Genomic DNA, 23,460 nt, shown 5'->3' on the forward strand with positions numbered 1-23,460 from the left:
GTAGCTAATTAAAACTCTCATCCTTAGCTTCATTAAACTTAATGATAGCAACTCACCTCTCTGTAACTTATCTCCCTGCAACTAAAATTCATCTAGCACCGGTAGCGTTATTTGGGTTTCTTGGTGGGCGCTTCTTAGTGTTCATCGATTTGTTTTCGCTATTCAAAAAAAAGCCCCGCATCAATGCGAGGCTTTTATAAACTTTCGATAGTGAGCCGTTAAGTGATTACAACTCCCCGGCTTTTTCCATTTCATCAGCCAGACGATCACTTTCATCAGCACGTGGTTTGGTGAAACGTGCAATAGCTAGGTACATAACCGGCGTTAAATATAAAGTGAATACCACAGCAAAAGCCAAGCCACCAAAGACGACCCAACCAATAGCATTACGGGCCTCAGCCCCTGCACCCATGGAAAGGATCAGTGGTAATGCGCCTAGCAAGGTAGATACCAAGGTCATCATAATCGGCCGCAAACGAATTGCCGCAGCATTTTCGACTGCCTCACGTACGGATTGTCCGTGGTCGCGCAGTTGGTCCGCAAACTCAACTAGCAAAATGGAGTTTTTCGCAATTAAGCCAATCAACATAACTAAACCGATTTGCGAGAAAATATTGATTGAGGTACCCGTCACAAACAACGCAAACAAGGCTGCAGCTATGCCAAAAGGTACTGTGGCCATTACAACTACGGCACTATTCACACTTTCAAACTGCGCTGCTAGTACTAGAAAGACGATAACAAAGGCCAAGATGTAAGTTAAGGCTACTTCCCGTTCGGTTTCTTCGTAAGCTTCCGCCTCACCTAACATCACTAAACCAATCCCACTCGGCAATTCTTCAGCTGCTAATTGTCTTAGTTTATCAACCACATCTTCGATCGGCATGGATTCTGGTAACTGCATGTCAATCTCGATAGCACGCCGTTGTGCGCGTCGGCCAAGGTCTGCGGCAACACCTTCTTCTGAAATGGTCGCAATACTTGAAAGAGGCACTAAACCTGACGCTGATGACCCCACATAAAGATTCATTAAATCGGAAGGATCATTAATCAGGCTGCGTTGTGCTTGCAGAATGATCCGCACGGACTGATCGCCCACGTTCAAATCGGCAACATTATCGCCATTAATCGCGGCGCGTAATGTCGTCGAGATGTCACTCAGCGGCACCCCGAGCTCTTCTGCGCGTTTGCGATCAATATTGACCCGTAACTGCGGCTGCGTAGGCTGATACGAAATTCGCGGAAAACCAACCTCTGGTAAATCTTTTTGAATGCGTGCGGTATATTTCTTCGCAGCTGCAAAAATGGTTTGGTAGTCCTCACCCGTTAACGCCACTTGTAAACCACCACCTTGGCCACGCAGGTTAAGGCTATTAGAACCGAAGGCGCGAGCTGGAGCCCCAGGAATATTGGTCAGCGGCCCGTTTATTTCATTAATGATATCTTGTTGCGAACGCTCGCGCTGCTCCCAATCCGTTAACCGTACGGTGATGAACACTAGGTTTGGATCCCACTGCCCTACGGTTGTATTGATACTATCGACATCGCCACCGTTGACGTATGGCAATAGAATTTCTTCCATTTGCCGCGCTTGGCGGTCCATAAAATCAATCCCAACACCATCAGGGCCACGGGCGAAGATACGAATGGTGCCACGGTCTTCTGATGGCATTAATTCACTATCTACATTGCTGTACGACCATACCGCTGAAATTGCAATCAAAGTACAAGCAATGAACACCCACCAAGCCTTATCTAATGCAAAATGAAGGGTTTTGGCATAGCCATCACGAAGCTTCCCGCCCCATTGCTGCAACTTATTCGCTTGTTTTTCTTCTTTAAGCGGTAACCGGGCGGTCAAAGCTGGTACTAATGATAGCGCCACAAACGATGAGATAATGACTGCGGCTGCTAACACCCCGCCAAATTCACGGAATAAGCGCCCCGCTGTCGAAGGTAAAAAAGCAATAGGAACGAACACCGCTACTAACACTGCAGTCGTAGCGATAACCGCAAAGAACACTTCACGAGTACCAACCACTGCGGCAGCGCGAGCGCCCAGCCCCATGGTGCGGCGTCGTTGAATATTCTCGGATACCACGATGGCATCATCGACAATCAAGCCCGTTGCCAACACCAACGCCAACAAGGTCAAAATATTGATGGAGAAACCTAGTGCCCAAATCACTGCGATAGAACCAATGAGGCCCACCGGAATAGCTAAAGAAGGCACAATGGTTGCTCGGCCTGAACCGATGAACACCCACAAGGTGGCAACCACTAGTAAGATAGTTAAAGCAAGAGAAACAAAGACTTCTTCTACTGAGCTGCGGATAAACTTGGCGTCATCTGAGGTGACTTCAATTTCGAGTTCAGGAAACTGAACCTTGAGTTTTTCGACGAGAGCCAACACTTCATCAGAGATCTCAATGGTGTTAGAGCGAGCCTGCCGAATAATACCAACCCCAAGCACAGGCTTACCATCAAGGCGCACCATGCTACCTGCATCCGCGGGGCCAAAATAAACCGTAGCAACATCACCAACTCGGGTATCGCCACGAACAACGATATCTTCAACATCTTTAACAGTAACTGAGCTAGCATCTGCTCGCACGATAAGTTGTTGATCCGTCGATTTTAAGCTACCCGCGGGTACATCAAACGGAGCTTGTCGTAAAACTTGCGAAACATCGGTAACGGCAAGGTTATAACTAGCTAAACGTAACGGATCTAAAATAACCCGTAACACCCGCGCCCGATCGCCGTTAAGGCGCACATCGGCAACACCAGGAACCCCTAAAAAAGCTGGAGCTATGTCAGTCTCGACGCGTTCCGTGAGGGTTTCAAGATCCAGCGTCGAGCTAGAAACGGAGAGGTTTACCACAGCTTGAGAATCATTATCAGCTTTGATAATGGCAACATTCTCAACTTCTTCCGGCAACATCCGCTGTACTCGACTCACAGATTCACGGGTTTCGTTGGCGGCATCATCAAGATCCACACCGGGTCTGAATTCAACCACAATGCGTGAGCTACCCTCTTCGCTCGACGCTCGTATCGACTTCACGCCGCTCACTCGAGCGACAGCGCCCTCAAGCTGACTGGTAACTTCAGTATCGACAGTTTCTGGTGCAGCACCTGGGAAACTTGCCGAAACGGTCAATAACGGTCGGTCTACATCAGGAAGTTCGCGAACTTCAACGCCATTAATAGCTGCATAGCCCGCAATGATGATAAGTAAATTAAGAACAATAACTAAAATCGGCCGGCGGATTGATAACGACGGGAGATCATTGAGTTGCGGGGTCCATTTCATGGCTGTGCCGCCTCTTTATTCAGTGGGTTTAAGGCTTGGCCTGGACGTAATGCCTGAACGCCCTCAACCACCAGTTCGTCACCTAACTGTAACGCTCCATCAACTAAGGCTCGGCCAGCGAGACGCTGCCGAATATCCACATCAACGCGAGTGGCCTTGCCATCTTTGTTCAGCCACACATAGGCGCCGTCGGCACTCCACATCAGCGCAGCTTCTGGTACCACAGCATAACTGTCGCCTTGCATTTCTAGCGCCACTCGAAAGCTCATACCCGGCCGGAACTGATCGTTACTGTTATCCATCACCGCCCGAACCCGCAAAGTTCGGTTGGTGGCATCGATCCGAGAATCAATCTCTACGATGTCAGCCGGATAAGCGGCTTCTCGGGCATTCCATGGGCGCACGAACAATTCTGCCTGGTTCATGAGCATTTCCATGGCTGCTTCAGGCGCGCGAAAATCAACAAACAGCCGATCACGCTGATCAATGGTGGTGATTAAGGTCTGTGGATTTATGCGATCGCCAACTTCAACGTCAGTGATACCAACAACGCCACTAAAAGGAGCAATCACGCGGCGGTCGTTAATTTCGTCGGCAATTTCTTTCAAGGTAATCTCAAGCAGGTCGCGGGCTGTGATAGCATCATCAAGTTCACTCTGCGGCACGGCTCCTTGCGCGCGGCTTTTTTGCAGCCGTTCTACGGTGCGTTCAGCATCCGCTAACTGAATCTGCGTTCGCTGTAAGGCGATTTGTTCACGGCTATCGTCTAGTTGAACCAACACAGCACCCTGTTCTACCCGATCGCCAGGCTTGAAATTGACCGCCTTAACTTCATCGGTAACCGCGGGATACAACGCCACTGAGCGCACTGCTTCAGCATAACCGACGGCGTCAACACGACGTTGAATGCGTTCAAAACCAATCGATTCCGTTAATACAACTGCAGCACGATCACCACCCCATTGCTGGGCTTGTACCTGAGCTGGTAGCCCCTGCAAGAGTAAAATGGTGCTTACTATTAAGCTGGTTTTGGTTAACAACCGCATTCCCTGTGTCCTTTACAAAATTGTGTCAGTTTACGAATAGTCTTATTTGAACAAATTTGATCAAAAAAGGCCGCTCATGTTCGATGAACGGCCTTTTCTTTACGCCCAAAGTTTTATAAGTGTAACTAATTATTTTTTCTTGATGATTTCAGTTAATCCAGCCACCGCACCACCAATATCTGCAAGCTGTGCCGGCAAGATTAAGGTGTTTGTTTCTTTCGCTAAATTACCGAACTCTTTCACATATTGTTCAGCAACCCGCAAGCTAACCGCATCCTGCCCACCTGGCTCTTGGATTGCTGCGGCAATTTTACGTAGACCTTCCGCAGTAGCAGTGGCAATCAGCTCGATTTCTTGCGCACGACCTTCGGCTTCGTTGATTTGCTTTTGTTTTTCCGCCTCAGACAAATTGATCACTTCTTGCTTGTGACCTTCTGAAACGTTGATCATCGCCTGGCGTTCACCCTCAGATTTCGCAATAGCGGCTCGACGTTCTCGTTCAGCCCGCATTTGTTGTTCTAATGCATCTTTAATACTCATCGGCAACTCAATATCAGAAATCTCATATCTTAAGACTTTGATACCCCATGGCGCGGCCGCTTCATCTAATGCTTGCACTACCACTTCGTTAATTTGCGCTCGCTCTTCAAAGGTTTTATCAAGATCCGTCTGGCCAATTACAGAACGCATGGTCGTTTGTGCTAGCTGAGACGCCGCATAACGGTAATCGTTAATGCCATAACTTGCCTTGTGCGCATCAACCACTTGGATATAAAGGACACCATTAATGCCTACTTGGATGTTATCGCGGGTAACACAGGCTTGGCGTTCTACGTCAATCACTTCTTCTTTTAACGTGTGCTGGTAGGCTACTTTGTCGATAAAAGGAATAAGGAAGTGGAAACCAGAATCTAAAGTTCGGTTGTATTTCCCTAAGCGCTCAATGACAAAATTAGAACGTTGCGGCACAATGCGCGCCGATTTCAGAATAATGATGATGGCGGCCAGCGCAAAACCAAGCGCTAGTACCGAATTGACGTTTATAATAGATTCGTTCATGTAGTTATCTCGCTCGTTAATTTTAATTCTAGTATCGATTTACCGCCGCAAACTTTCTTATCACTAGGCTTTTGTTTTTCGGTTTTTATTGTTCGCCATGAGTGTTAGCTGCTGCAGCTCGTTTTAGCTTTTCTTTTTGTACCGTCAACTGGATACCTTCATTGGCTACCACCCATGCGGTATCACCTGCTTCTAATTCATCTTCAGAAAAAGCATCCCACTGCACCCCATTAAGAGTTACCCGGCCAGCACCATGACGAAACCCTTTCACAACCGTAACCCGAGCACCGATATCGCGTTGAAAATTCGGTTTGGATTCGTCCTCATCTGCCGTATAACCGGAAAACCACTGTTTTATCCGGCCTCGCGCCAACCATAAAAGAGCCAAGCTCACGATTCCGAAAACTGCAAACTGCGTTGCGATTTGATCAATCAAACCCCAATGCAAAAGTAGCCCAGTAACTATCGCTCCAATCCCCAGAAACACTGCAATGACGCTGGTTAGCATGAGTTCTGATAGAATGAGAATAACTCCAATGATTATCCAAACTAAGGCTATGGACATAGGTCTAATCCTTTGATTATTGCGTTATCGCTAAGCCAATATAGCATGCAAAAGCTGGCTATGAATCGCTTAATTGTTTCAATTAGTGTCTTAAAAATAACTTGTGCTTGTGTCGCGCATTAATGCTGCTTGGTGCTGAATTCGAATACGTAAGGTGATAGCTGTTGTTCGCCATTTATTAGCGGTACCGTCACCCGCCATTGCATCAGAGGTTCAGCACAAGCGCCCAATAACAGCTCGGCCTGCCAGCGAGTCTGCGTTTGTTGCTGCCAAACTAATGGAATCGCTCCCATATACATATTCACTCCCGTAACTTTACTTAATTGCGGCTGTACCTGCTCTGGCAAGGTCAACTGGATAAGGATAGGCTGCTCTACCATAGGTTGATCTGGATCAATTTGATGGAAGATTTTTGTATCTGCGCTATGCTGAACCTGTGGCACTTTGTCGCTGCAGCCATACAAGAACACCATGCTGCAAACCACGAAAATAAAGACCTTAGTTTTCATGCGGGTATAATCTACCTTGGTTAAAGGGTATTTTTAACTGGTCAAATTTCCACCAAGCGCCCGAAAGGCTTGATTTTTTCTCGGTTTTGACCTGTATTTTTTTGGTTAATGACCGTAAAATGGCATCGCTACTCAAACTACTTACTCAGTAGCTTGCTAGCAACTAATTATTATCACGTTACTCTGTCTCCTTAAATCAGAGCATCAACGCGGAATCCAAAAATGAGCCATACGAATCCACAACAAATTGAATATAACCTAAAGGTCGTCCGGCAGTTTGCTGTGATGACTGTAATTTGGGGAATCATTGGCATGTCACTGGGCGTATTTATTGCCGCTCAGCTGATCTGGCCTGAACTAAATTTTGATACCCCTTGGCTAACGTATTCTCGTCTTCGTCCGTTGCATACTAATGCGGTTATTTTCGCATTCGGTACTTCGGCCCTGATGGGAACATCGTTCTACATTGTCCAGAAGACTTGTAAGACAGCTTTATTTTCGAACAAGCTAGCTTCCTTTGTATTTTGGTCATGGCAAACCGTTATTGTTTTGGCGGTTATTACGTTACCACTAGGCCTAACCTCTACTAAAGAGTACGCTGAATTAGAATGGCCAATCGACATTCTGATCGCCCTCTCTTGGGTAGCCTACATCATTGTGTTCTTTGGTACTTTGGTAAAACGCCGTACCTCGCACATTTATGTAGCTAACTGGTTCTACGGTGGCTTTATCGTAACTATCGCTGTGTTACATATTGTGAACAGCATGGCAGTACCAGTGTCACTAACCAAATCTTACAGCCTCTATTCAGGTGCTGTGGATGCGATGGTGCAATGGTGGTATGGCCACAACGCGGTAGGCTTTTTATTGACGGCTGGCTTCTTAGGTATGATGTACTACTTTGTTCCTAAACAAGCTGAGCGTCCGGTGTATTCGTACCGGTTGTCGGTGGTTCATTTCTGGGCCCTTATCTCTTTGTACATCTGGGCCGGCCCGCACCACTTACACTACACTGCGTTGCCAGATTGGGCACAGTCGTTAGGTATGGTGATGTCGGTGATTCTGTTCGTGCCTTCTTGGGGCGGTATGATCAACGGTATCATGACCTTGTCAGGTGCTTGGCATAAGCTGAAAACCGATCCAATCTTGCGCTTCCTGATCGTCTCTTTGTCATTCTACGGCATGTCGACCTTCGAAGGTCCGATGATGGCAATCAAATCAGTAAATGCCCTATCGCATTACACTGACTGGACGGTAGGCCACGTACACTCTGGTGCTTTAGGCTGGGTAGCGATGATCACTATCGGTTCATTGTATTACCTGATTCCACGCCTTTGGAGCCAAACCCAAATGCACAGCGTAAAATGGATTAACGTACACTTCTGGTTGCATACCATTGGTGTGGTTCTCTACATTGTTGCGCTATGGATTTCAGGGGTGATGCAAGGCTTGATGTGGCGTGCAGTAAACGCAGCTGATGGTACTCTTACCTACAGCTTCGTAGAGAGCGTAGAAGCCTCTTATCCGTTCTGGTTCATTCGCTTTGTCGGTGGCCTGTTCATTGTTGCTGGGATGATCTTGATGGCAGTTAACTGCTATCGCACCATCCGTGCCGGTTCTCCAACCGTCGAGACACTCGATGTTGAGCCAGCTCCAGCACACACTGCACCTCAGTCAGCGTAAGGAGTCGACTTATGAGCAAGAACGTAAAACACGAATTTGTTGAAAAGCGCGTTGGCTGGTTAGCCGTTCTCATGACTATTGCCATCTCTATCGGTGGCTTAGTGGAGATCACCCCGTTGCTGTTTCAAAAGCAAACTAACGAGCCAGTGTTAGGTCTTCAGCCCTACACCGCGTTAGAAATGGAAGGTCGTGACATTTATATTCGCGAAGGCTGTAACAACTGCCATAGCCAAATGATTCGTCCTTTCCGTGCCGAAACTGAACGTTACGGTCACTACTCACTTGCTGGTGAGCACGTTTGGGAGCATCCGCATTTGTGGGGTTCTAAGCGTACTGGTCCAGACTTAGCGCGAGTTGGTGGACGTTACAGTGATGAGTGGCACTATGTTCACTTGATGAATCCTCGCGATGTGGTGCCTGAGTCAAATATGCCTGCATTCCCGTGGTTAGCAGAAAACACCTTAGACGGTGAGTTAACTGCGAAGAAACTTGAAACATTCCGCTCGTTCGGCGTGCCTTATACCGACGAAGATATCGCCGGTGCCAAAGCTGCAGTTGAAGGTAAAACAGAAATGGAAGCCTTGATTGCATATTTGCAGGTACTAGGAACTGGCTTGACACAGGCTAAGTAAGATGGATTACATCACTTGGCGTAGTTTTTACACCGTTTTAGTTTTCGTACTGTTTATCGGTGTGGTTTGGTGGGCTTATAGCAAAGGTAGCAAGAAGCGCTTTGATGAGGCTGCCAATTCAATCTTTGACGAAGATGAATTAACCACAACCAATAAGAGTACTAAACAGGAGTCTAAGAATAATGAGTAGCTTCTGGAGTGCATGGATAATCGTGCTAACACTGGCCTTTTTGGTTTGTATTATCTGGCTGTTGCGTTGGAACATGTCAAATTATACCCACATCAAAGAAGGCGAACTGATGGACCACGAGTTCGACGGTATTGTGGAGATTAATAACCCACTACCGCGCTGGTGGATGATTCTGTTCTGGATTACTATCGTTTGGGGTTTCGTTTACCTAGCGTTGTTTCCAGGTTTGGGTAACTTTGCCGGCTTACTGGGTTGGACCAGCTCTAACCAAGAAGTATTGTCATTAGAAGAGTCTCGAGCAGCCACCAAGGCTAATCGCGAAGCAGGTCTAATCGTACAGTATGACCGTGAAGTGGATTACGCAGATGAAACCTACGGCCCAATTTTTGCGGCATTATCAGCTCGTCCAATTGAAGAGCTAGCGCAAGATGAGGAAGCAACCGAGATTGGCCAGCGCTTGTTTTTACAAAACTGCGCACAATGTCATGGTTCTAACGCGATGGGTGGCAAAGGCTTCCCTAACCTAACGGACAATGATTGGTTATATGGCGGTTCACCAGATGCCATCAAGCATTCTTTGATTGCTGGCCGCCGTGGTGCTATGCCTGCTTATGCAGGCCAGTTTAGCGATAAACAAATTACAGAATTAGCCAACTACGTATTAAGTTTAAGTGGTCGTAAAGTTGACCCAGAACTTGCTGCGGCAGGTAAAGCAAACTTTGTGATTTGTTCCGCATGTCATGGTCAAGATGGTAAAGGTAACTACGCCTTAGGCGCACCTAACCTGACTGACAACATTTGGTTGTACGGTGGTTCACAAGAAACTATCGAAGAAACCTTACGTCACGGTCGTAACGGTGTGATGCCTGCCTGGAAAGATATTCTAGGAGAGGATAAGATACACGTTATTAGCGCGTACGTTTACGGGCTGTCGCAGGACTAATCGAAAAACCCCGCTCCTGCGGGGTTTTTTATTTTAACCACCTTGTGGAGGTGTCTAACCTATGGAAAAACCTTGGTACAAGCAGTTCTGGCCCTGGTTTCTGATGTCACTGCCATTTTCAGTGATTATTGCAATGATTATCACCCTGACCATTGCCGCTCGATATGGCGACAATCCTATGGTGGTGGATGATTATTATAAGAAAGGACGAGGCATTAACGCTGAAGTAGAGCGTGTACAAGCTGCTCAAGCATTAGGTATTGAATTTGATTTTAATCAGGTGGATCAGCAATTCACCCTGCGCTACCGTGGCGATAAGCCGCAGCAATTAACCGCACTCACGGTTAATTTTTATCATAGTACGCAATCAGATAAAGACTTTTCGCAAGTGTTAACAGCCGACGCTCAAGGCGTATTTAAAGGTGATTTACCCGCAACTGAAGCCGGTAAATGGACCATCACCATCACGCCATTTGATGATAGCTGGCGTTTATCGCAATCATTAAATCTACCAGCCTATCGCACCATCGTGCTTGAACCCTTAACTTACGGCGTCTAACCGCATGAGCAAAGTGCTTCCCGAAGCCCCTCCGGGGCTTTGTTTTCACTGCTTGCAGCCACTTCCTGATGATGGTGGCTATCAAGTGGTTATCGCTGATCAACAACGTCCCGTATGTTGTTATGGCTGTCAGGCGGTCGCAGAGACCATTGCGCAGCAAAACCTACTGCACTTTTATCAATATCGTGATACCAGTAATCCCCTCGCTATTCCATTGGTGCCAGAAGAACTGCAGCAACTTAGCGCTTATGATGACGAGCAATTACAACAACAATTTACTCGCACTCATGACGATCAATCGCGCAGCATGACACTGTCTGTAGAAGGTATGACCTGCTCGGCTTGTGCTTGGCTTATTGAACAGCACTTAGCTCGAATCGCCGGCGTTGTGCAAGCACAAGTGAACGCAACCACTGAACGTGTGCATATTACTTGGGTGCCAGCACAGGTTAAATTAAGTACCTTGCTACAAGCAATTGCGCAATTAGGGTACCGCGCTCTACCCTTTCAATCCGCCACCCAAGAGCAAGATTTCAAACGTAAACGCCGCTATTTTATTAATCGGCTTGGAGTGGCTGGTTTAGCCACCATGCAAGTGATGATGATAGCAGTTGCCTTGTATTTCGGGGTGCTGTCGGAATTTGACGAAAACTTGAAGCAATTTATGTGGTGGATTAGTTTGTTATTCGCCACGCCTGTATTGCTCTACAGCGCCCAACCTTTCTATTTAAGCGCGCTGCGCAGTATTCAAGCCCAGCGGCCCAATATGGACGTTCCCGTTAGTATTGCTCTGCTTGGTGCTTATGGGGCCAGTGCTTATGCCACCATCACTCATCAAGGTGAGGTGTATTTTGAATCCGTAGCCATGTTCACCTTCTTCTTATTGGTTGGACGCTATTTAGAATTATTAGCCAAACAAAAAGCGCTCAGCGCTGCTGCCAATTTAATTAAATTACTGCCAGCAGTGGCGGACCGTGAAGGCGCTGATGGTGAGATTGAGACCGTTCCAGTCAGTCAGTTACACCCGGGCGATGTGATTCGCGTACTCTCGGGCCATACACTACCGGCTGATGGTACCCTGTTGGACGGCACCGCATTAGTGAACGAAAGTGTGCTTACGGGCGAAAGTCGACCGGTACAAAAGCACAGGGGTGAGACCATGCTGGCTGGCAGCATCAACCAGCAGCAGACGGCTAGATTACAAGTAACTGCGATCCAACAAGATACCGTGTTGGCTAGTATTATCGCCCTACAAGATTTAGCGCTGTCACGCAAACCTAAACTAGCCCAAGTAGCTGAACGCCTGGCCAATCAGTTTGTCGTACAGGTACTTATTATGGCGGCACTTACGTTTCTTATATGGACCTGGATTGATCCGGCTGAAGCCTTTTGGGTAACCCTAGCGGTGTTAGTTGCCACCTGCCCTTGCGCCCTAGCCTTGGCCGCACCAACCGCTGTAACTGGAGCCATTCATAAATTAAATAAATCCGGCGTGCTGTTACGCAACGCCGATGTATTGCAAGTACTGCAGCAAGTCAAAACTGTGTTTGTTGATAAAACCGGCACCTTAACTAGCGGTGAGTTTAAACTACAACAGAGCTATGTTGCTCCTTGTAGCCCCTATGCGAGTGATCAGCTGCATGCCATAACCCAGGCGTTAGAGCACTACAGTGAACATCCTTTAGCACAACCGTTACGCCAGTTAACCACTACGAAATGCCAAGTTAGCCAAGTAGAAACCATCACTGGTGCTGGCTTGCAAGGTATTTGGCAGAACCAATCGGTACGTTTGGGCAGCTTAGCTTTTATTCAGCAGTGGCACCCCGAGTATCAGCCTCATTTACCTCAGGCGCAGGTGTTCTTAGCCAGTGTGGCTGGGGTGTGGGCCGAGTATCAGGTTGGCGATCAGCTTCGCAGCGATGCACAAATAGGTGTTGCCCGTCTGCAACAAGCCGGCTTCAAGGTAGTGATGTTAACCGGTGATCGATTAGAGCTGGCACAACCCATAGCACAACAATTAGGAATCACAGAAGTACAAGCTAACTGTCTACCCGCAGATAAACTCGCCTATGTGAGTGAGGCGCAACAGCAGCATCCGGTCATGATGATTGGTGATGGCATCAATGATGGGCCAGTTTTAGCCCAAGCTGATATTTCAGTCACCTTTGGCCATGCCGCTGATTTAGCGCGAACGGCAGCTGATGTGGTACTGATGCGTAATCAATTTAGTGCGGTGTTAAGCTTTGTTGACATAGCGGCCAAGAGCCGGACCATCCTGCGACAAAATATCATCTGGGCGTTGGTTTATAATGTCGGTATATTGCCAGTTGCTATGTTTGGTCTGGTAACCCCCTACATCGCCGCCATTGGTATGTCGGTTAGCTCGCTTATTGTGTTGCTTAATTCATTAAGGCTGTATCGATAATTATGGATAGTTTATACGTACTTATTCCCATCGCGATTTTATTTGTCATCATTGCCGTCGGGATCTTCTTATGGGCTGTGCGCAGTGACCAATTCGAAGATCTCGAGCGCCAAGGCATGAATGTTTTGCTTGATGATGACGGCCCCAAAGCTGCGTCTGCTGCCAAGCCTCAACAGCCATCGGATAAGCCAGATGCAGATTGATGCTGTTGCAGCATTGCTGATGGGCTTAGCTGGTGCCGGGCATTGTTTAATGATGTGTGGCGGGCTTGCCGGAGCGCTCAGTGGCAACGCCTCCCTACCTAGACTGTTAGCCTACAATGCTGGGCGTATTAGCTCCTACACTATCGCTGGAGCTATCATCGGTGCGGCTGCCAGCCAAATCATGCAAAATATGCCCGACGGACTGGTCTACTTACGCTTGCTTGCTGCCTTCTTTTTATTGGTTTTGGGCCTTTATTTAGGCGGATGGTGGCTTGGCTTGCAACGCCTAGAAAAGCTAGGAATACCCTTGTGGCGTGCGTTACAACCGGTTGCCGTCAAATTTCGCCAAGCTCAATCCATGCCTGCACTCTATTTGGCCGGCATGCTTTGGGGCTGGTTACCTTGTGGGTTAGTTTACAGCGCCCTCAGTTGGGCAGCCTTAAGCGGATCTGCCAGCCAAGGTGCACTCTATATGGCGCTATTTGGCCTAGGCACCTTGCCTGCGATGGTTGCGTTTGGTTGGTTCAGTCAAGCGGTGCAGGCGTTTCTTAAATCACAAGGTTTCAAACAACTGATGGGGATCATTATGATCCTATACGCAGCTTGGACTGCCATCATTGCGCTACGGCAACTGGGAATATTGCATTAGCATGCGTTATGACATGGATGTTTAAGTTATTGTTAGCTAAACTCAAAGCAAGTTAAAAATACCGAGTTCCAACTCGCCATGACAGCTTGGAGATAGTGCTATGAGTTGCGTTGCTAATATTCTGGTGGTGTTAGATCCTGAACATCAACAACAAAAGGCCCTCAATCGAGCCCTACAGCTTGCTCGAATAAGTGGTGCCCGCATGACTATCATGCTATCCATTTATGATTTCTCCTATGAAATGACCACGATGCTTGCAGCTGATGAACGCAATGTGATGCGAGATAGTTTGATTGCGGATCGTAAAGCTTGGATAGCTGATTTGCTCGAAGACTATAATACTCGCGATATCGCGATCGAAATCAAAGTAGTCTGGCATAACCGTCCCTTTGAAGCCATTATCGAAACCGCCATCCAGGGGCAACATGATGTGATTGTAAAAGCAACCCATGTGCGGGACGGCTTCGCTACCTTATTTTTTACCCCTACGGATTGGCATTTGTTACGTAAAGCACCTTGCCACGTGCTGCTGGTAAAAGAACATGACTGGCCAGAGCAAGGCAAAGTACTGGCCGCTATCCACACCACCGGTGAACATCAACATCATCAGTCGCTGAATCAACGGGTAACTGAAGCAGCACAAAAGTTTGCCGGCTGTTTATCTAGTGAAGTTCACTTGGTCAATGCTTACCCTGGCGCGCCCATCACTATTGCCGCAGAAATTCCCGAATTTGACACCACCAACTACCGGCAAGCTATTGAAGAAAATCACCGTCTCGCATTAGCTGAGCACGCTCGTGCTTATGGTATTCCTGAAAGCGCGCAACATGTCTTAGAGGGCTTGCCCGAACAGGTTATTCCAGAACTTGCAGAGCAGCTAGATGCCGAACTGGTGGTACTTGGAACCATTGGCCGTACCGGTTTTAGAGCCGCTCTACTTGGTAATACTGCTGAACATGTTATTCAAACCATTAATTGTGATTTGTTGGCAGTAAAACCGGAAGGATTTGTGTCGCCAGTTGAGGTATAATCGCCGCCAATTTTTGTTAGGCCAATGCAACACAGGGTACTTATGAGCGCAGCAAGCAATACTGCCAAAGAGAAAAAGCAGCAGTATAACTTCAACAAATTGCAAAAACGTTTACGTCGCAAAGTGGGCGAAGCTATTAGCGACTTTAATATGATCGAAGATGGCGATCGCGTTATGGTGTGCTTATCGGGTGGTAAAGATAGCTACACCTTGCTCGATATTTTGCGCTTTTTGCAGCGTATTGCTCCTATCAAGTTTGACATCATTGCGGTGAATTTAGACCAAAAGCAACCGGGGTTCCCTGAGCATATTTTACCCGAGTATTTAGCTAACGAAGGCGTGGATTTTCGCATCATTGAAGAAGATACCTACAGTATCGTAAAAGAAAAAATCCCGGCCGGCAAAACCACCTGTTCGCTGTGTTCGCGTCTACGTCGTGGTATTTTGTATCGGGTAGCCTCAGAGTTAGGTGCTACCAAGATTGCACTGGGGCATCACCGTGATGATATGCTAGAAACCATGATGCTCAATATGTTTTATGGCGGCACCATGAAATCAATGCCACCTAAGTTAGTCAGCGACAATGGTCAGCACGTGGTGATTCGTCCATTAGCTTATGCCAGCGAAAAAGATATCAGCAAATATGCTGAGCAGATGGCCTTTCCGATTATTCCGTGCAATTTGTGTGGCAGCCAAGAAAACCTGCAGCGTAAAGTCATTAAAGAATTACTTAAGAGCTGGGATAAACAGTACCCAGGCCGAATTGAAAGTATGTTCAGTGCGTTACAGAACGTGGTGCCATCTCATTTAGCCGATGCTAAGCTGCATGACTTTAAAAATATTGTTGCCACCGGCGAAGCTAATCAAGATGGTGATACTGCCTTTGATCACAGTACTCCAACAACCTTTCTAAATTACCGTGGCGATAGCGATGATAGCGAAACCACTGACCGCGCTAGCGATGCTAACGATGCGGCCAGTAGTCTTGGTGTTATTCAGGTGCGGATGGTGAACTAACAGTATCCGTATTCTGAGGGGCAGCGTCGTCGTTTACGGCGGCGTTGCCACTAGCTAACACATCCATAATGATTGGCCGATTAACCCGAATCATGGCGTTCAACTCAGCGATATACTCTTCCCCGCGTTCTGAATAGCTCAGTAACCCTGGCGTTAAATCTAAAGCTCGTACATCGCGGCCTTGCGCACGTCGCTCAGCGCGTAGTGAGCGTAAATCAAAGTACGCTGGATGAGTGTTGATATTGCGCAAATAACTGCGCACCGAGGCATTCACTGAAGCAAACTTGCGAACTTCATGCCGGGCTTCATCGGCACGGGCATCGGGCACCAAGCCACAGCCCTTGGTAAAACACCATTGACCGAATAAATTCAAAGCATCCTGCGCAAATCGAGAAGCTCCCCAACCGGATTCATTTGCAGCTTGAACTAACACCAGTGTTTCAGGTACCAAATCGACACGGCGCAATAACAGCTCAAATAATTCGTTGGCCTGTTCAATATCGCCATCAATACCATAGTCATCAGCTATTTTTAACAACCAAGCTTGTTCTTTTGCGCTCCATTGGGATTTTTGTTGCAAAGCCAAGATACGCTCGCGGTCGAGTTCTATTTGGGCATTTTCTGCCTGTACCAAAGGTGCTAAAAAGGCAAAAAAAGCTTTTTTCTTGTCGCGTACATCTGCGTACCCACTAAAATCTGGTACTTGGGTGACTACAGGCACATTTAACAGCGCCTGCCCTGCTGTTGTCTTGCTTAGTTGTTCGCTTGATGTAACTTGATGTAATTGTGTTGGCAACCACACTGCGACAGCTATCACAACTGCAACTAAGATCCAAAATAACTTGCGCATGAAAACTCCATGTTTAGGTTTATCAGTCTGTTAAACAAAAGCCCCACCGGCGCTGCAGATGGGGCTGTCGTAAAACCAACATAAGTGGTTGATCAAGCATTATTGATGGTCATTCACTACCACTTCAGCTTGTCCTTCTGCTGCCGCACAACCAATCAGGGTGTGATACAACACGCCATTTAAGTTGTACAACATAGGTATCGTAAATAATAAGCCTAGGCCCAACGGTAACGCAGAAATAAACATAATAATCCACATCACCAAATACAGACCTAATACGCGCCACATTTGCTTATTGATCACCAGTAGCGATGCAATGATGGCTCGCCATGCGCTTAATCCGCGGTCTAATACCAAAGGTACGGCCAAGGTAAAGGCGATTTGAAAATAGATCAAAACTAATGCCATCAGCGTAAAGCCTAGCACCATACTCACGAATGAACCTAAAAAGACCAAAGTAGCAGCCGCTACTACCATGATCGCAGTGGTCACTATAACAATCAAAACCAATTGTGGAGTAGACGCGAAAACTTGCTTCAGTTGGCCAAAGTTCGTTTTTAAATCAGCACCGTTACGTAAGCCAATAAGCACTAGCATAGCAACAAAAGGAGCTAGAATGGCTTGGTTGATCAAGTTTGAAAGTACGATGTTGGTCCAGCTAATACTGGCCCAATTCACTTCGCCAGAATCGTCAACCACAACATCGCTAGTAGGTAACAGTGCTTCCACCAAGCTACCAACAACCATACTAATTAAAATAACCACCACCCCTGCTATCAATAACATCGGTAATGAGCGTAAAGTGATATCCCACGCACGTTGCAATAATTGACCTATCGCAAAGCTTTTTTCACCGCGTAGCGCCGCAGCAAAATCACCAGGGGGAACATCATAATTTGGATTTTTGGGGTAATCAGCCACGTTATTTTTCTCCTTGTAAGTGCTGAAATGATCCTGTTGTTCGAATCAAGCATGCATTATAGGTGAATAGAACTCACCATACCATAGCCGAACCACCTGCCTAATTGTTAGCAAATGTGCGATAATCCATATCGATAATCAGCCTTAAGTACTGTAATGGATATTCCTATGGCAACCGCAAAACCCGCTTCGGCAACCTTTCGTCGACGTTCACGCAAGCGCAGTCCCAACTCAGGCGCTGCGGCTCGACCGCGCACCGCCAACCCGAAACTAGTGCTTTTAAACAAGCCTTACGGGGTGCTTTCACAATTTTCCGGTAGCGCCGATGAACAAACCTTAAAGGGCTTAATCCCCCATAACGATGTCTATCCGGCTGGACGCTTAGACAAGGATAGTGAAGGCCTATTGTTACTAACTAATGACGGCGTGTTACAGCATAAGATAAGCCACCCTAGCCAGAAACTCCAGAAAACCTATTGGGTGCAGGTAGAAGGCGAACCAACGGCTGAAGCGTTACAACAACTGCGCCAAGGCGTAGAATTAAATGATGGGATAACCTTGCCGGCAGAAGTCATGGTCATGCCAGAGCCGCAAAACCTATGGCCGCGCAACCCACCTGTGCGCGAACGCCTGAGTGTACCTGATAGTTGGTTGTGCCTAAAAATCACCGAAGGCCGCAACCGCCAAGTACGCCGCATGACTGCAGCCGTGGGCTTGCCAACCTTACGTCTTATTCGCGCCGGTATTGGCCCCTTCTTGCTCCGTCAAATGCAGCCAGGTGAGTGGCGTGAAGAGCCTCCGGTGTGGTAAAATAGCACCATTAATTTTCTTGTATAACGTTAGGATCTAACACCACGATGTCAGCTAGCCTGCATGCCCCTACCAGCCCTGCAAACCCTGCAGCCGGTAACAAAGTTATCGTCGGAATGTCCGGCGGTGTGGATTCGTCTGTTTCTGCCTACTTGCTAATGCAGCAAGGCTATCAGGTAGAAGGCTTGTTTATGAAAAACTGGGAAGAAGACGATACCGACGAGTATTGTGCCGCCGCCAGTGATCTTGCCGATGCTGAAGCTGTATGTGCAACCTTAGGCATACCGTTACATACCGTTAATTTTGCCGCTGAATACTGGGATAATGTGTTTGAGTATTTTTTGGCGGAATATCGTGCCGGCCGCACCCCTAACCCGGACATCATGTGCAACAAAGAAATCAAATTCAAAGCCTTTTTAGAATTTGCTGCGGTTGCGTTGGGTGCTGATTACATTGCTACTGGGCACTATGTGCGGCGCCGGGAACATGAAGGTAAATTTCAGCTGTTACGCGGGCTCGATAGCAACAAAGACCAAAGTTACTTTTTGTACACTCTTGCCCACAGCCATGTTGCACAAACGCTGTTTCCGGTGGGGGAACTAGAAAAGCCGGAAGTACGCAAAATTGCGGAACAACAAGGCTTAGTAACCGCAGACAAAAAAGACTCTACCGGAATTTGTTTTATTGGCGAGCGCAAATTCAAAGATTTTTTGCAGCAGTATTTACCGGCTCAACCCGGCCCCATTGAATCTGTTGATGGGCACCATTTAGGGCAGCACGAAGGCTTGATGTATCACACCTTAGGGCAGCGTAAAGGCTTACACATAGGTGGGTTAGCAGATGCTGGCGACGAGCCTTGGTACGTGGTTGATAAAGATGTGCAGCGTAACATCTTGGTCGTAGCCCAAGGTAAACATCATCCGCGCTTGTATTCAACAGGCTTAGTTGCCGGGCAACTGCATTGGGTTGACCGCGAGCAGCGGCAACAGCCGTTCACCTGTGTGGTGAAGACCCGTTATCGCCAGCAAGATATTCCTTGTACTGTAACGCCTCTTCCTGATGGCCGGATGCAAGTGGTATTTGACCAACCGGTAGCAGCGGTTACCCCTGGCCAATCAGCCGTATTTTATGCTGATGAGGTTTGTTTAGGTGGTGGCATTATTGAAGCTCGTTTAGCTGACCACGAGGTGTTGCTGTGAATGCATGGCAACACCGAGTACTTGCACTTGCAGCCATTGCGCAAGCGATTGCGTTAGTGAAACAGATGGCACGGTTTGGTAGTTTTCGCCAGCCCCATTTCGCCAAAACCGTGCTAGATAGCGTCCTCAATCAAAACCCTACCGACTTCACTGACTTGTATCCGCAACCGGCTGATTTGCAGTTGGGACTTGAGTATCTGCTGCTGCAAATTGGGCCTAGTCGGAATAAAGATGTAGAACTTACCCGCTACATGGTCGGAGTGTTGGCGCTGGAGCGCAAGCTCAACAAAAATCCAGCAGCATTGAAGACCTTAGGCGAGCGCTTAGCCCATATTGGTCGCCAACGGCATCAGTTCCAGTTTTCTGACGATACGGTGATTACCAGTATGGCTGGTACTTACAGCGATGTTATCTCGCCTCTTGGGCCGCCATTAAAGATCAGTGGTAAGCAGGATGTACTGCAACAACCTAGCGCCCAACACATGATCCGAGCCCTGCTGTTAGCTGCTATTCGCAATACGGTACTATGGCGTCAATACGGTGGTAAACGTCGACAATTTATTTTCTCGCGGCAGCGTATGGTTCGCGTTGCCCAACAATTACTTCGCGATATTCGTGAGCATTCGGAGCCCCAAGCATGATGAATTTAACTGCATTAACTGCCCTATCACCCGTAGATGGTCGCTATGGCAGCAAAGCCGCTGCGTTACGTCCCATCTTTAGTGAATACGGTTTAATTCGCCAACGTGTGATTGTAGAAGTTCGTTGGTTGCAGCAGTTAGCCGCTATCCCAGCCATTGCCGAAGTCCCTGCGCTATCTGCTAGTGCCAACGAATTCCTAGAACAGTTGTTAGCAAACTTCAACGAACAGCATGCCGAACGTGTCAAAGAAATCGAACGTACTACCAATCATGATGTAAAAGCGGTCGAGTACTTCCTTAAAGAGCAAGTGGCGGACCACGCTGAACTAGCAGCGGTCAGTGAATTTATTCACTTTGCCTGCACCTCTGAGGACATCAATAACTTATCTCACGCGTTAATGCTTAAAGATGCGCTAACGACTGTGATGGTGCCGGCTATGACTGAACTAACTCAGGCCATTAAAGGGTTAGCACAGCAGCATAAAAGTGTTCCCATGATGGCGCGTACCCACGGTCAACCAGCCACCCCAACCACCTTGGGTAAAGAAATGGCCAATGTGTATGTGCGCTTACAACGTCAGCTGGTACAGCTTCAACAAGTGCCATTACTCGGCAAAATCAATGGTGCGGTAGGTAATTACAATGCTCATTTGGCGGCCTATCCGGATGTTGATTGGCATCAAGTTGCAGCACAGTTTTTGACCTCACTTGGCTTAACCTTTAACGCTTATACCACCCAAATTGAACCGCACGATTACATTGCTGAATTGTTTGATTGCGTAGCGCGCTTCAATACCATTGTGATTGATTTTGATCGTGATGTTTGGGGTTACATTGCTCTTAACCACTTTAAACAGCGCACTATTGCTGGTGAAGTGGGTTCATCGACCATGCCGCACAAAGTGAATCCCATTGATTTTGAAAACTCTGAGGGTAACTTGGGCTTAGCCAATGCCGTGTTCCAACACTTGGCTGCTAAACTTCCAATCAGCCGTTGGCAACGTGATCTTACCGACTCTACCGTGTTACGTAACCTTGGGGTTGGGTTTGCCTATGCACTTATTGCTTATCAAGCGAGTTTGAAAGGCATCAGCAAACTAGAAGTTAATACAGCGCAACTAGCTGCTGAATTAGATCAAAACTGGGAGCTTCTAGCCGAACCTATTCAAACCGTGATGCGTCGTTATGGTATTGAAAAGCCGTACGAAAAACTCAAAGAACTCACTCGCGGTAAGCGTGTAGATCAGGTCGCCATGGCCGCATTTATCGACTCTTTAGCCTTGCCTGAGCAGGTCAAAGCAGACCTTAAGCTTCTCAGCCCTGCCAATTACATTGGTCGTGCGATTGCTTTCGTTGACGAGTTAGACGCATGAGTGATGTCGCTGCACTCAAACTACATCTGAATAAAACTGAATTCTTACAGCAAGATTGGCAACAACGGCCGCGCTTATTTCGCGCGGCTTTTGCTGACTTTGAAGATTTGGTGGAAGCAGAAATTCTAGCCGGTTTAGCCTGCGAAGAAGCAGTTGATTCGCGCATCATTGAGAATCACCAAGGCAACTGGAATGTAGTTCATGGTCCTTTCGAGGCTTATGATGCGTTTGGTGAATCTGGTTGGACCTTACTGGTGCAATCCGTAAATGAATGGATTCCTGAAGTGCAACAGCTGATAGCTCCGTTTCGGTTTTTACCGGATTGGCGCATTGATGATGTGATGATTAGTTTCGCTACTGAAGGTGGCGGTGTTGGTCCACATCTAGACCAGTACGATGTTTTCATCATTCAAGGGCAAGGTCGTCGCCATTGGCGTGTTGGCGAGCGCGTTGTTGGCGCCGAAGAACATTGCCCTCATCCAGATTTAAAACAGCTCGCACAACCTTTTACAGCAGTCATTGATGCTGTATTAGAGCCGGGTGATATGCTTTATATCCCTGCGGGTTGCCCGCATGAAGGCATTGCTCTAGAACCTAGTCTAAATTACTCGGTTGGATTTCGGGCGCAGAATAGCGCTGAATTAACCACTGCAGTCTGTGATCACCTCTTAAATAGTTCAGCCAAATTAGCTCGTTACCGTGATCCCCACAGCGATGATTACGGAGCTCCCTATCAAGTGAGCCAAAGTCGCTTAGACCATTTACGTGAATTTGCCCTCAGCCAACTCACCCAGTTGGAATGGGATAGCGCATTGATGGCGGTATTATCCACCAGCAAGCGTCCGTTACCTCAACCAGAAGCTGCCCCGAGCGAAGAGGAATTACAGTTTTGCTTGGCTAACCAAGAACCCCTGCTGCTGTGTCGCACGCCAGGTGCTCGTATTCTGTTGGGTCCCGATGGGCATTGTTACAGCAACGGCGAGCAACTTGCCTTAACCGATGCCAACCGGCCTTTTGCTGAATATTTAGCGGGACAGTGGCAAGATTTAGAATTAACTGAGTTAACAACAACCAGTGACTTGGATTGGCAACACCCAGCAGCCTTACAGCTACTGAGTGAGCTTGTACAGATGGGCGTATTTTACTTAGTTGATGCGAGCGACGAAGATACCGACGAACAGCACGCTTAAGCGTGCTGTTGCCATAATTTTTCGTCTTCAAACACATCATACAACTGCTCAGCGCGGTTCACTAAGTAGTTAGCATAGTTAAGCTGTTGCCGGTCGCCTTGCGCTTGATGAGCTACGACTTCCGCTTTTACTTGCCATTGTAACGAAAAATGACGCGTTGCATCGCGCGCGTCTTTGGCATTTTTGCCAGCGGCTAAATCCGTGGGTACGTCACCATTAATCACCCAAACTTCTTTTTTGTCTTGGGTTTGGAATTTCCACACGGCCACAATAGGGGCAATGTAACGACTTTCTTTGGTTAGCACGCGCTCAGTAATGATGCCTTGTTCCGCAAGAAATTTATTGGCCGCTTGAAAGTGTTCACGTACCCAAGTGGTACGTTGCTCGTCGGTTAACTGGTCCGGAGATTGTGGGGTTGATGGTTCGGCCATACTGCTTGGTCCTTTTGTCTGTTTTTATCAATTTGTTGTTAGACGTTCACTAGGTGAACTAGCAACTCAGATTATCACTGATCGGAGTTGTGCTGGCTACCTACCCTAACAATACTACGCAGATTTGTTACAAACGCAATCATTTCAGCTGGGTAATATTTGGTTGCAAAAGTTTACGTTTACGTTAACGTTTTATTTCCGCAATTCACTGGTGAAATA

General features: G+C 47.4%; 23 protein-coding genes. 15 read left to right on the plus strand and 8 right to left on the minus strand.

The window, feature by feature from the left end; translation table 11 throughout:
• Positions 1 to 226: 226 nt before the first annotated feature.
• The 5 genes from ACQ661_RS00730 to ACQ661_RS00750 form a co-directional block, all read right to left on the minus strand.
• Positions 227 to 3,316 carry an efflux RND transporter permease subunit gene (locus ACQ661_RS00730; protein WP_153825648.1) on the minus strand — a complete coding sequence of 1,030 codons (3,090 nt, stop codon included), beginning with the start codon at positions 3,314 to 3,316 and terminating at the stop codon, positions 227 to 229.
• Positions 3,313 to 4,362 (minus strand): efflux RND transporter periplasmic adaptor subunit, encoded by a 1,050-nt coding sequence (locus ACQ661_RS00735; protein ID WP_110075099.1) that lies wholly within the window; start codon positions 4,360 to 4,362, stop codon positions 3,313 to 3,315. Before ACQ661_RS00735 ends, ACQ661_RS00730 begins: the two co-directional genes overlap by 4 nt.
• Positions 4,363 to 4,491: 129 nt before the next feature.
• Positions 4,492 to 5,421 carry an SPFH domain-containing protein gene (locus ACQ661_RS00740; RefSeq protein ID WP_110075100.1) on the minus strand — a complete coding sequence of 310 codons (930 nt, stop codon included), beginning with the start codon at positions 5,419 to 5,421 and terminating at the stop codon, positions 4,492 to 4,494.
• An 85-nt stretch (positions 5,422 to 5,506) separates the two neighbouring features.
• Positions 5,507 to 5,986 carry an NfeD family protein gene (locus ACQ661_RS00745; RefSeq protein ID WP_153825649.1) on the minus strand — a complete coding sequence of 160 codons (480 nt, stop codon included), beginning with the start codon at positions 5,984 to 5,986 and terminating at the stop codon, positions 5,507 to 5,509.
• Positions 5,987 to 6,105: 119 nt separating this feature from the next.
• Positions 6,106 to 6,495, minus strand: a complete 390-nt coding sequence (locus tag ACQ661_RS00750; RefSeq protein ID WP_153825650.1) for a hypothetical protein — start codon at positions 6,493 to 6,495, stop codon at positions 6,106 to 6,108.
• 222 nt (positions 6,496 to 6,717) lie between these two features.
• On the opposite strand from ACQ661_RS00750, the gene ccoN reads away from it, so the two are divergent.
• From ccoN to ttcA, 10 genes are all read left to right on the plus strand, one after another.
• Positions 6,718 to 8,178: a cytochrome-c oxidase, cbb3-type subunit I gene (gene ccoN, locus ACQ661_RS00755; protein WP_110075103.1), complete on the plus strand. Its 1,461-nt coding sequence runs from the start codon at positions 6,718 to 6,720 to the stop codon at positions 8,176 to 8,178.
• 11 nt (positions 8,179 to 8,189) lie between these two features.
• Positions 8,190 to 8,810 (plus strand): cytochrome-c oxidase, cbb3-type subunit II, encoded by a 621-nt coding sequence (gene ccoO, locus ACQ661_RS00760; RefSeq protein WP_153825651.1) that lies wholly within the window; start codon positions 8,190 to 8,192, stop codon positions 8,808 to 8,810.
• A 1-nt stretch (position 8,811) separates the two neighbouring features.
• Complete coding sequence (locus ACQ661_RS00765; RefSeq protein ID WP_110075105.1) at positions 8,812 to 9,000, plus strand: cbb3-type cytochrome oxidase subunit 3; 189 nt, start codon at positions 8,812 to 8,814, stop codon at positions 8,998 to 9,000.
• The gene (ccoP, locus tag ACQ661_RS00770; protein WP_431667343.1) at positions 8,993 to 9,943 is read left to right on the plus strand and encodes a cytochrome-c oxidase, cbb3-type subunit III; all 951 of its coding nucleotides are present in this window, start codon (positions 8,993 to 8,995) and stop codon (positions 9,941 to 9,943) included. The genes ACQ661_RS00765 and ccoP overlap by 8 nt, the downstream gene beginning before the upstream one ends.
• Before the next feature lie 61 nt (positions 9,944 to 10,004).
• On the plus strand, positions 10,005 to 10,502 hold the full coding sequence (locus ACQ661_RS00775; protein WP_110075107.1) for a FixH family protein: 498 nt from the start codon (positions 10,005 to 10,007) through the stop codon (positions 10,500 to 10,502).
• Positions 10,503 to 10,506: 4 nt separating this feature from the next.
• Complete coding sequence (locus ACQ661_RS00780) at positions 10,507 to 12,927, plus strand: heavy metal translocating P-type ATPase (RefSeq protein WP_153825653.1); 2,421 nt, start codon at positions 10,507 to 10,509, stop codon at positions 12,925 to 12,927.
• A 2-nt stretch (positions 12,928 to 12,929) separates the two neighbouring features.
• The gene (ccoS, locus tag ACQ661_RS00785) at positions 12,930 to 13,130 is read left to right on the plus strand and encodes a cbb3-type cytochrome oxidase assembly protein CcoS (RefSeq protein WP_110075109.1); all 201 of its coding nucleotides are present in this window, start codon (positions 12,930 to 12,932) and stop codon (positions 13,128 to 13,130) included.
• Positions 13,120 to 13,779 (plus strand): sulfite exporter TauE/SafE family protein, encoded by a 660-nt coding sequence (locus ACQ661_RS00790; protein ID WP_228759430.1) that lies wholly within the window; start codon positions 13,120 to 13,122, stop codon positions 13,777 to 13,779. Before ccoS ends, ACQ661_RS00790 begins: the two co-directional genes overlap by 11 nt.
• Before the next feature lie 100 nt (positions 13,780 to 13,879).
• A complete protein-coding gene (gene uspE / locus ACQ661_RS00795; RefSeq protein ID WP_153825654.1) occupies positions 13,880 to 14,809 on the plus strand; it encodes a universal stress protein UspE in 930 nt (309 codons plus the stop codon).
• A 42-nt stretch (positions 14,810 to 14,851) separates the two neighbouring features.
• A complete protein-coding gene (ttcA, locus tag ACQ661_RS00800) occupies positions 14,852 to 15,826 on the plus strand; it encodes a tRNA 2-thiocytidine(32) synthetase TtcA (protein ID WP_110075111.1) in 975 nt (324 codons plus the stop codon).
• On the opposite strand, the gene ACQ661_RS00805 is transcribed toward ttcA, so the two are convergent.
• Both ACQ661_RS00805 and ACQ661_RS00810 read right to left on the minus strand, forming a co-directional pair.
• Positions 15,801 to 16,676, minus strand: coding sequence for a glucosaminidase domain-containing protein (locus tag ACQ661_RS00805; protein ID WP_110075112.1), 876 nt, complete (start codon positions 16,674 to 16,676; stop codon positions 15,801 to 15,803). The two genes, ttcA and ACQ661_RS00805, sit on opposite strands and share 26 nt — an antisense overlap.
• Positions 16,677 to 16,775: 99 nt before the next feature.
• Positions 16,776 to 17,597, minus strand: coding sequence for a hypothetical protein (locus ACQ661_RS00810; RefSeq protein ID WP_110075113.1), 822 nt, complete (start codon positions 17,595 to 17,597; stop codon positions 16,776 to 16,778).
• Positions 17,598 to 17,765: 168 nt separating this feature from the next.
• On the opposite strand from ACQ661_RS00810, the gene ACQ661_RS00815 reads away from it, so the two are divergent.
• Genes ACQ661_RS00815 through ACQ661_RS00835 form a run of 5 tightly spaced genes read left to right on the plus strand, consistent with a single transcriptional unit; the run spans position 17,766 to position 22,810 of the window.
• Positions 17,766 to 18,407 carry a pseudouridine synthase gene (locus ACQ661_RS00815; RefSeq protein ID WP_153825655.1) on the plus strand — a complete coding sequence of 214 codons (642 nt, stop codon included), beginning with the start codon at positions 17,766 to 17,768 and terminating at the stop codon, positions 18,405 to 18,407.
• A gap of 47 nt (positions 18,408 to 18,454) precedes the next feature.
• Positions 18,455 to 19,606, plus strand: coding sequence for a tRNA 2-thiouridine(34) synthase MnmA (mnmA, locus tag ACQ661_RS00820; RefSeq protein WP_313932291.1), 1,152 nt, complete (start codon positions 18,455 to 18,457; stop codon positions 19,604 to 19,606).
• Positions 19,603 to 20,247: a high frequency lysogenization protein HflD gene (hflD, locus tag ACQ661_RS00825; protein WP_153825657.1), complete on the plus strand. Its 645-nt coding sequence runs from the start codon at positions 19,603 to 19,605 to the stop codon at positions 20,245 to 20,247. The genes mnmA and hflD overlap by 4 nt, the downstream gene beginning before the upstream one ends.
• On the plus strand, positions 20,247 to 21,620 hold the full coding sequence (gene purB, locus ACQ661_RS00830; protein ID WP_431667569.1) for an adenylosuccinate lyase: 1,374 nt from the start codon (positions 20,247 to 20,249) through the stop codon (positions 21,618 to 21,620). The genes hflD and purB overlap by 1 nt, the downstream gene beginning before the upstream one ends.
• Positions 21,617 to 22,810 (plus strand): cupin domain-containing protein, encoded by a 1,194-nt coding sequence (locus ACQ661_RS00835; protein ID WP_431667345.1) that lies wholly within the window; start codon positions 21,617 to 21,619, stop codon positions 22,808 to 22,810. The genes purB and ACQ661_RS00835 overlap by 4 nt, the downstream gene beginning before the upstream one ends.
• On the opposite strand, the gene ACQ661_RS00840 is transcribed toward ACQ661_RS00835, so the two are convergent.
• Complete coding sequence (locus ACQ661_RS00840) at positions 22,807 to 23,241, minus strand: DUF4826 family protein (protein WP_110075117.1); 435 nt, start codon at positions 23,239 to 23,241, stop codon at positions 22,807 to 22,809. The genes ACQ661_RS00835 and ACQ661_RS00840 overlap by 4 nt on opposite strands.
• Positions 23,242 to 23,460: the final 219 nt, after the last annotated feature.

It is taken from the genome of Pseudidiomarina sp. WS423 (assembly GCF_050750165.1).
Lineage (GTDB): Bacteria > Pseudomonadota > Gammaproteobacteria > Enterobacterales > Alteromonadaceae > Pseudidiomarina > Pseudidiomarina fusca.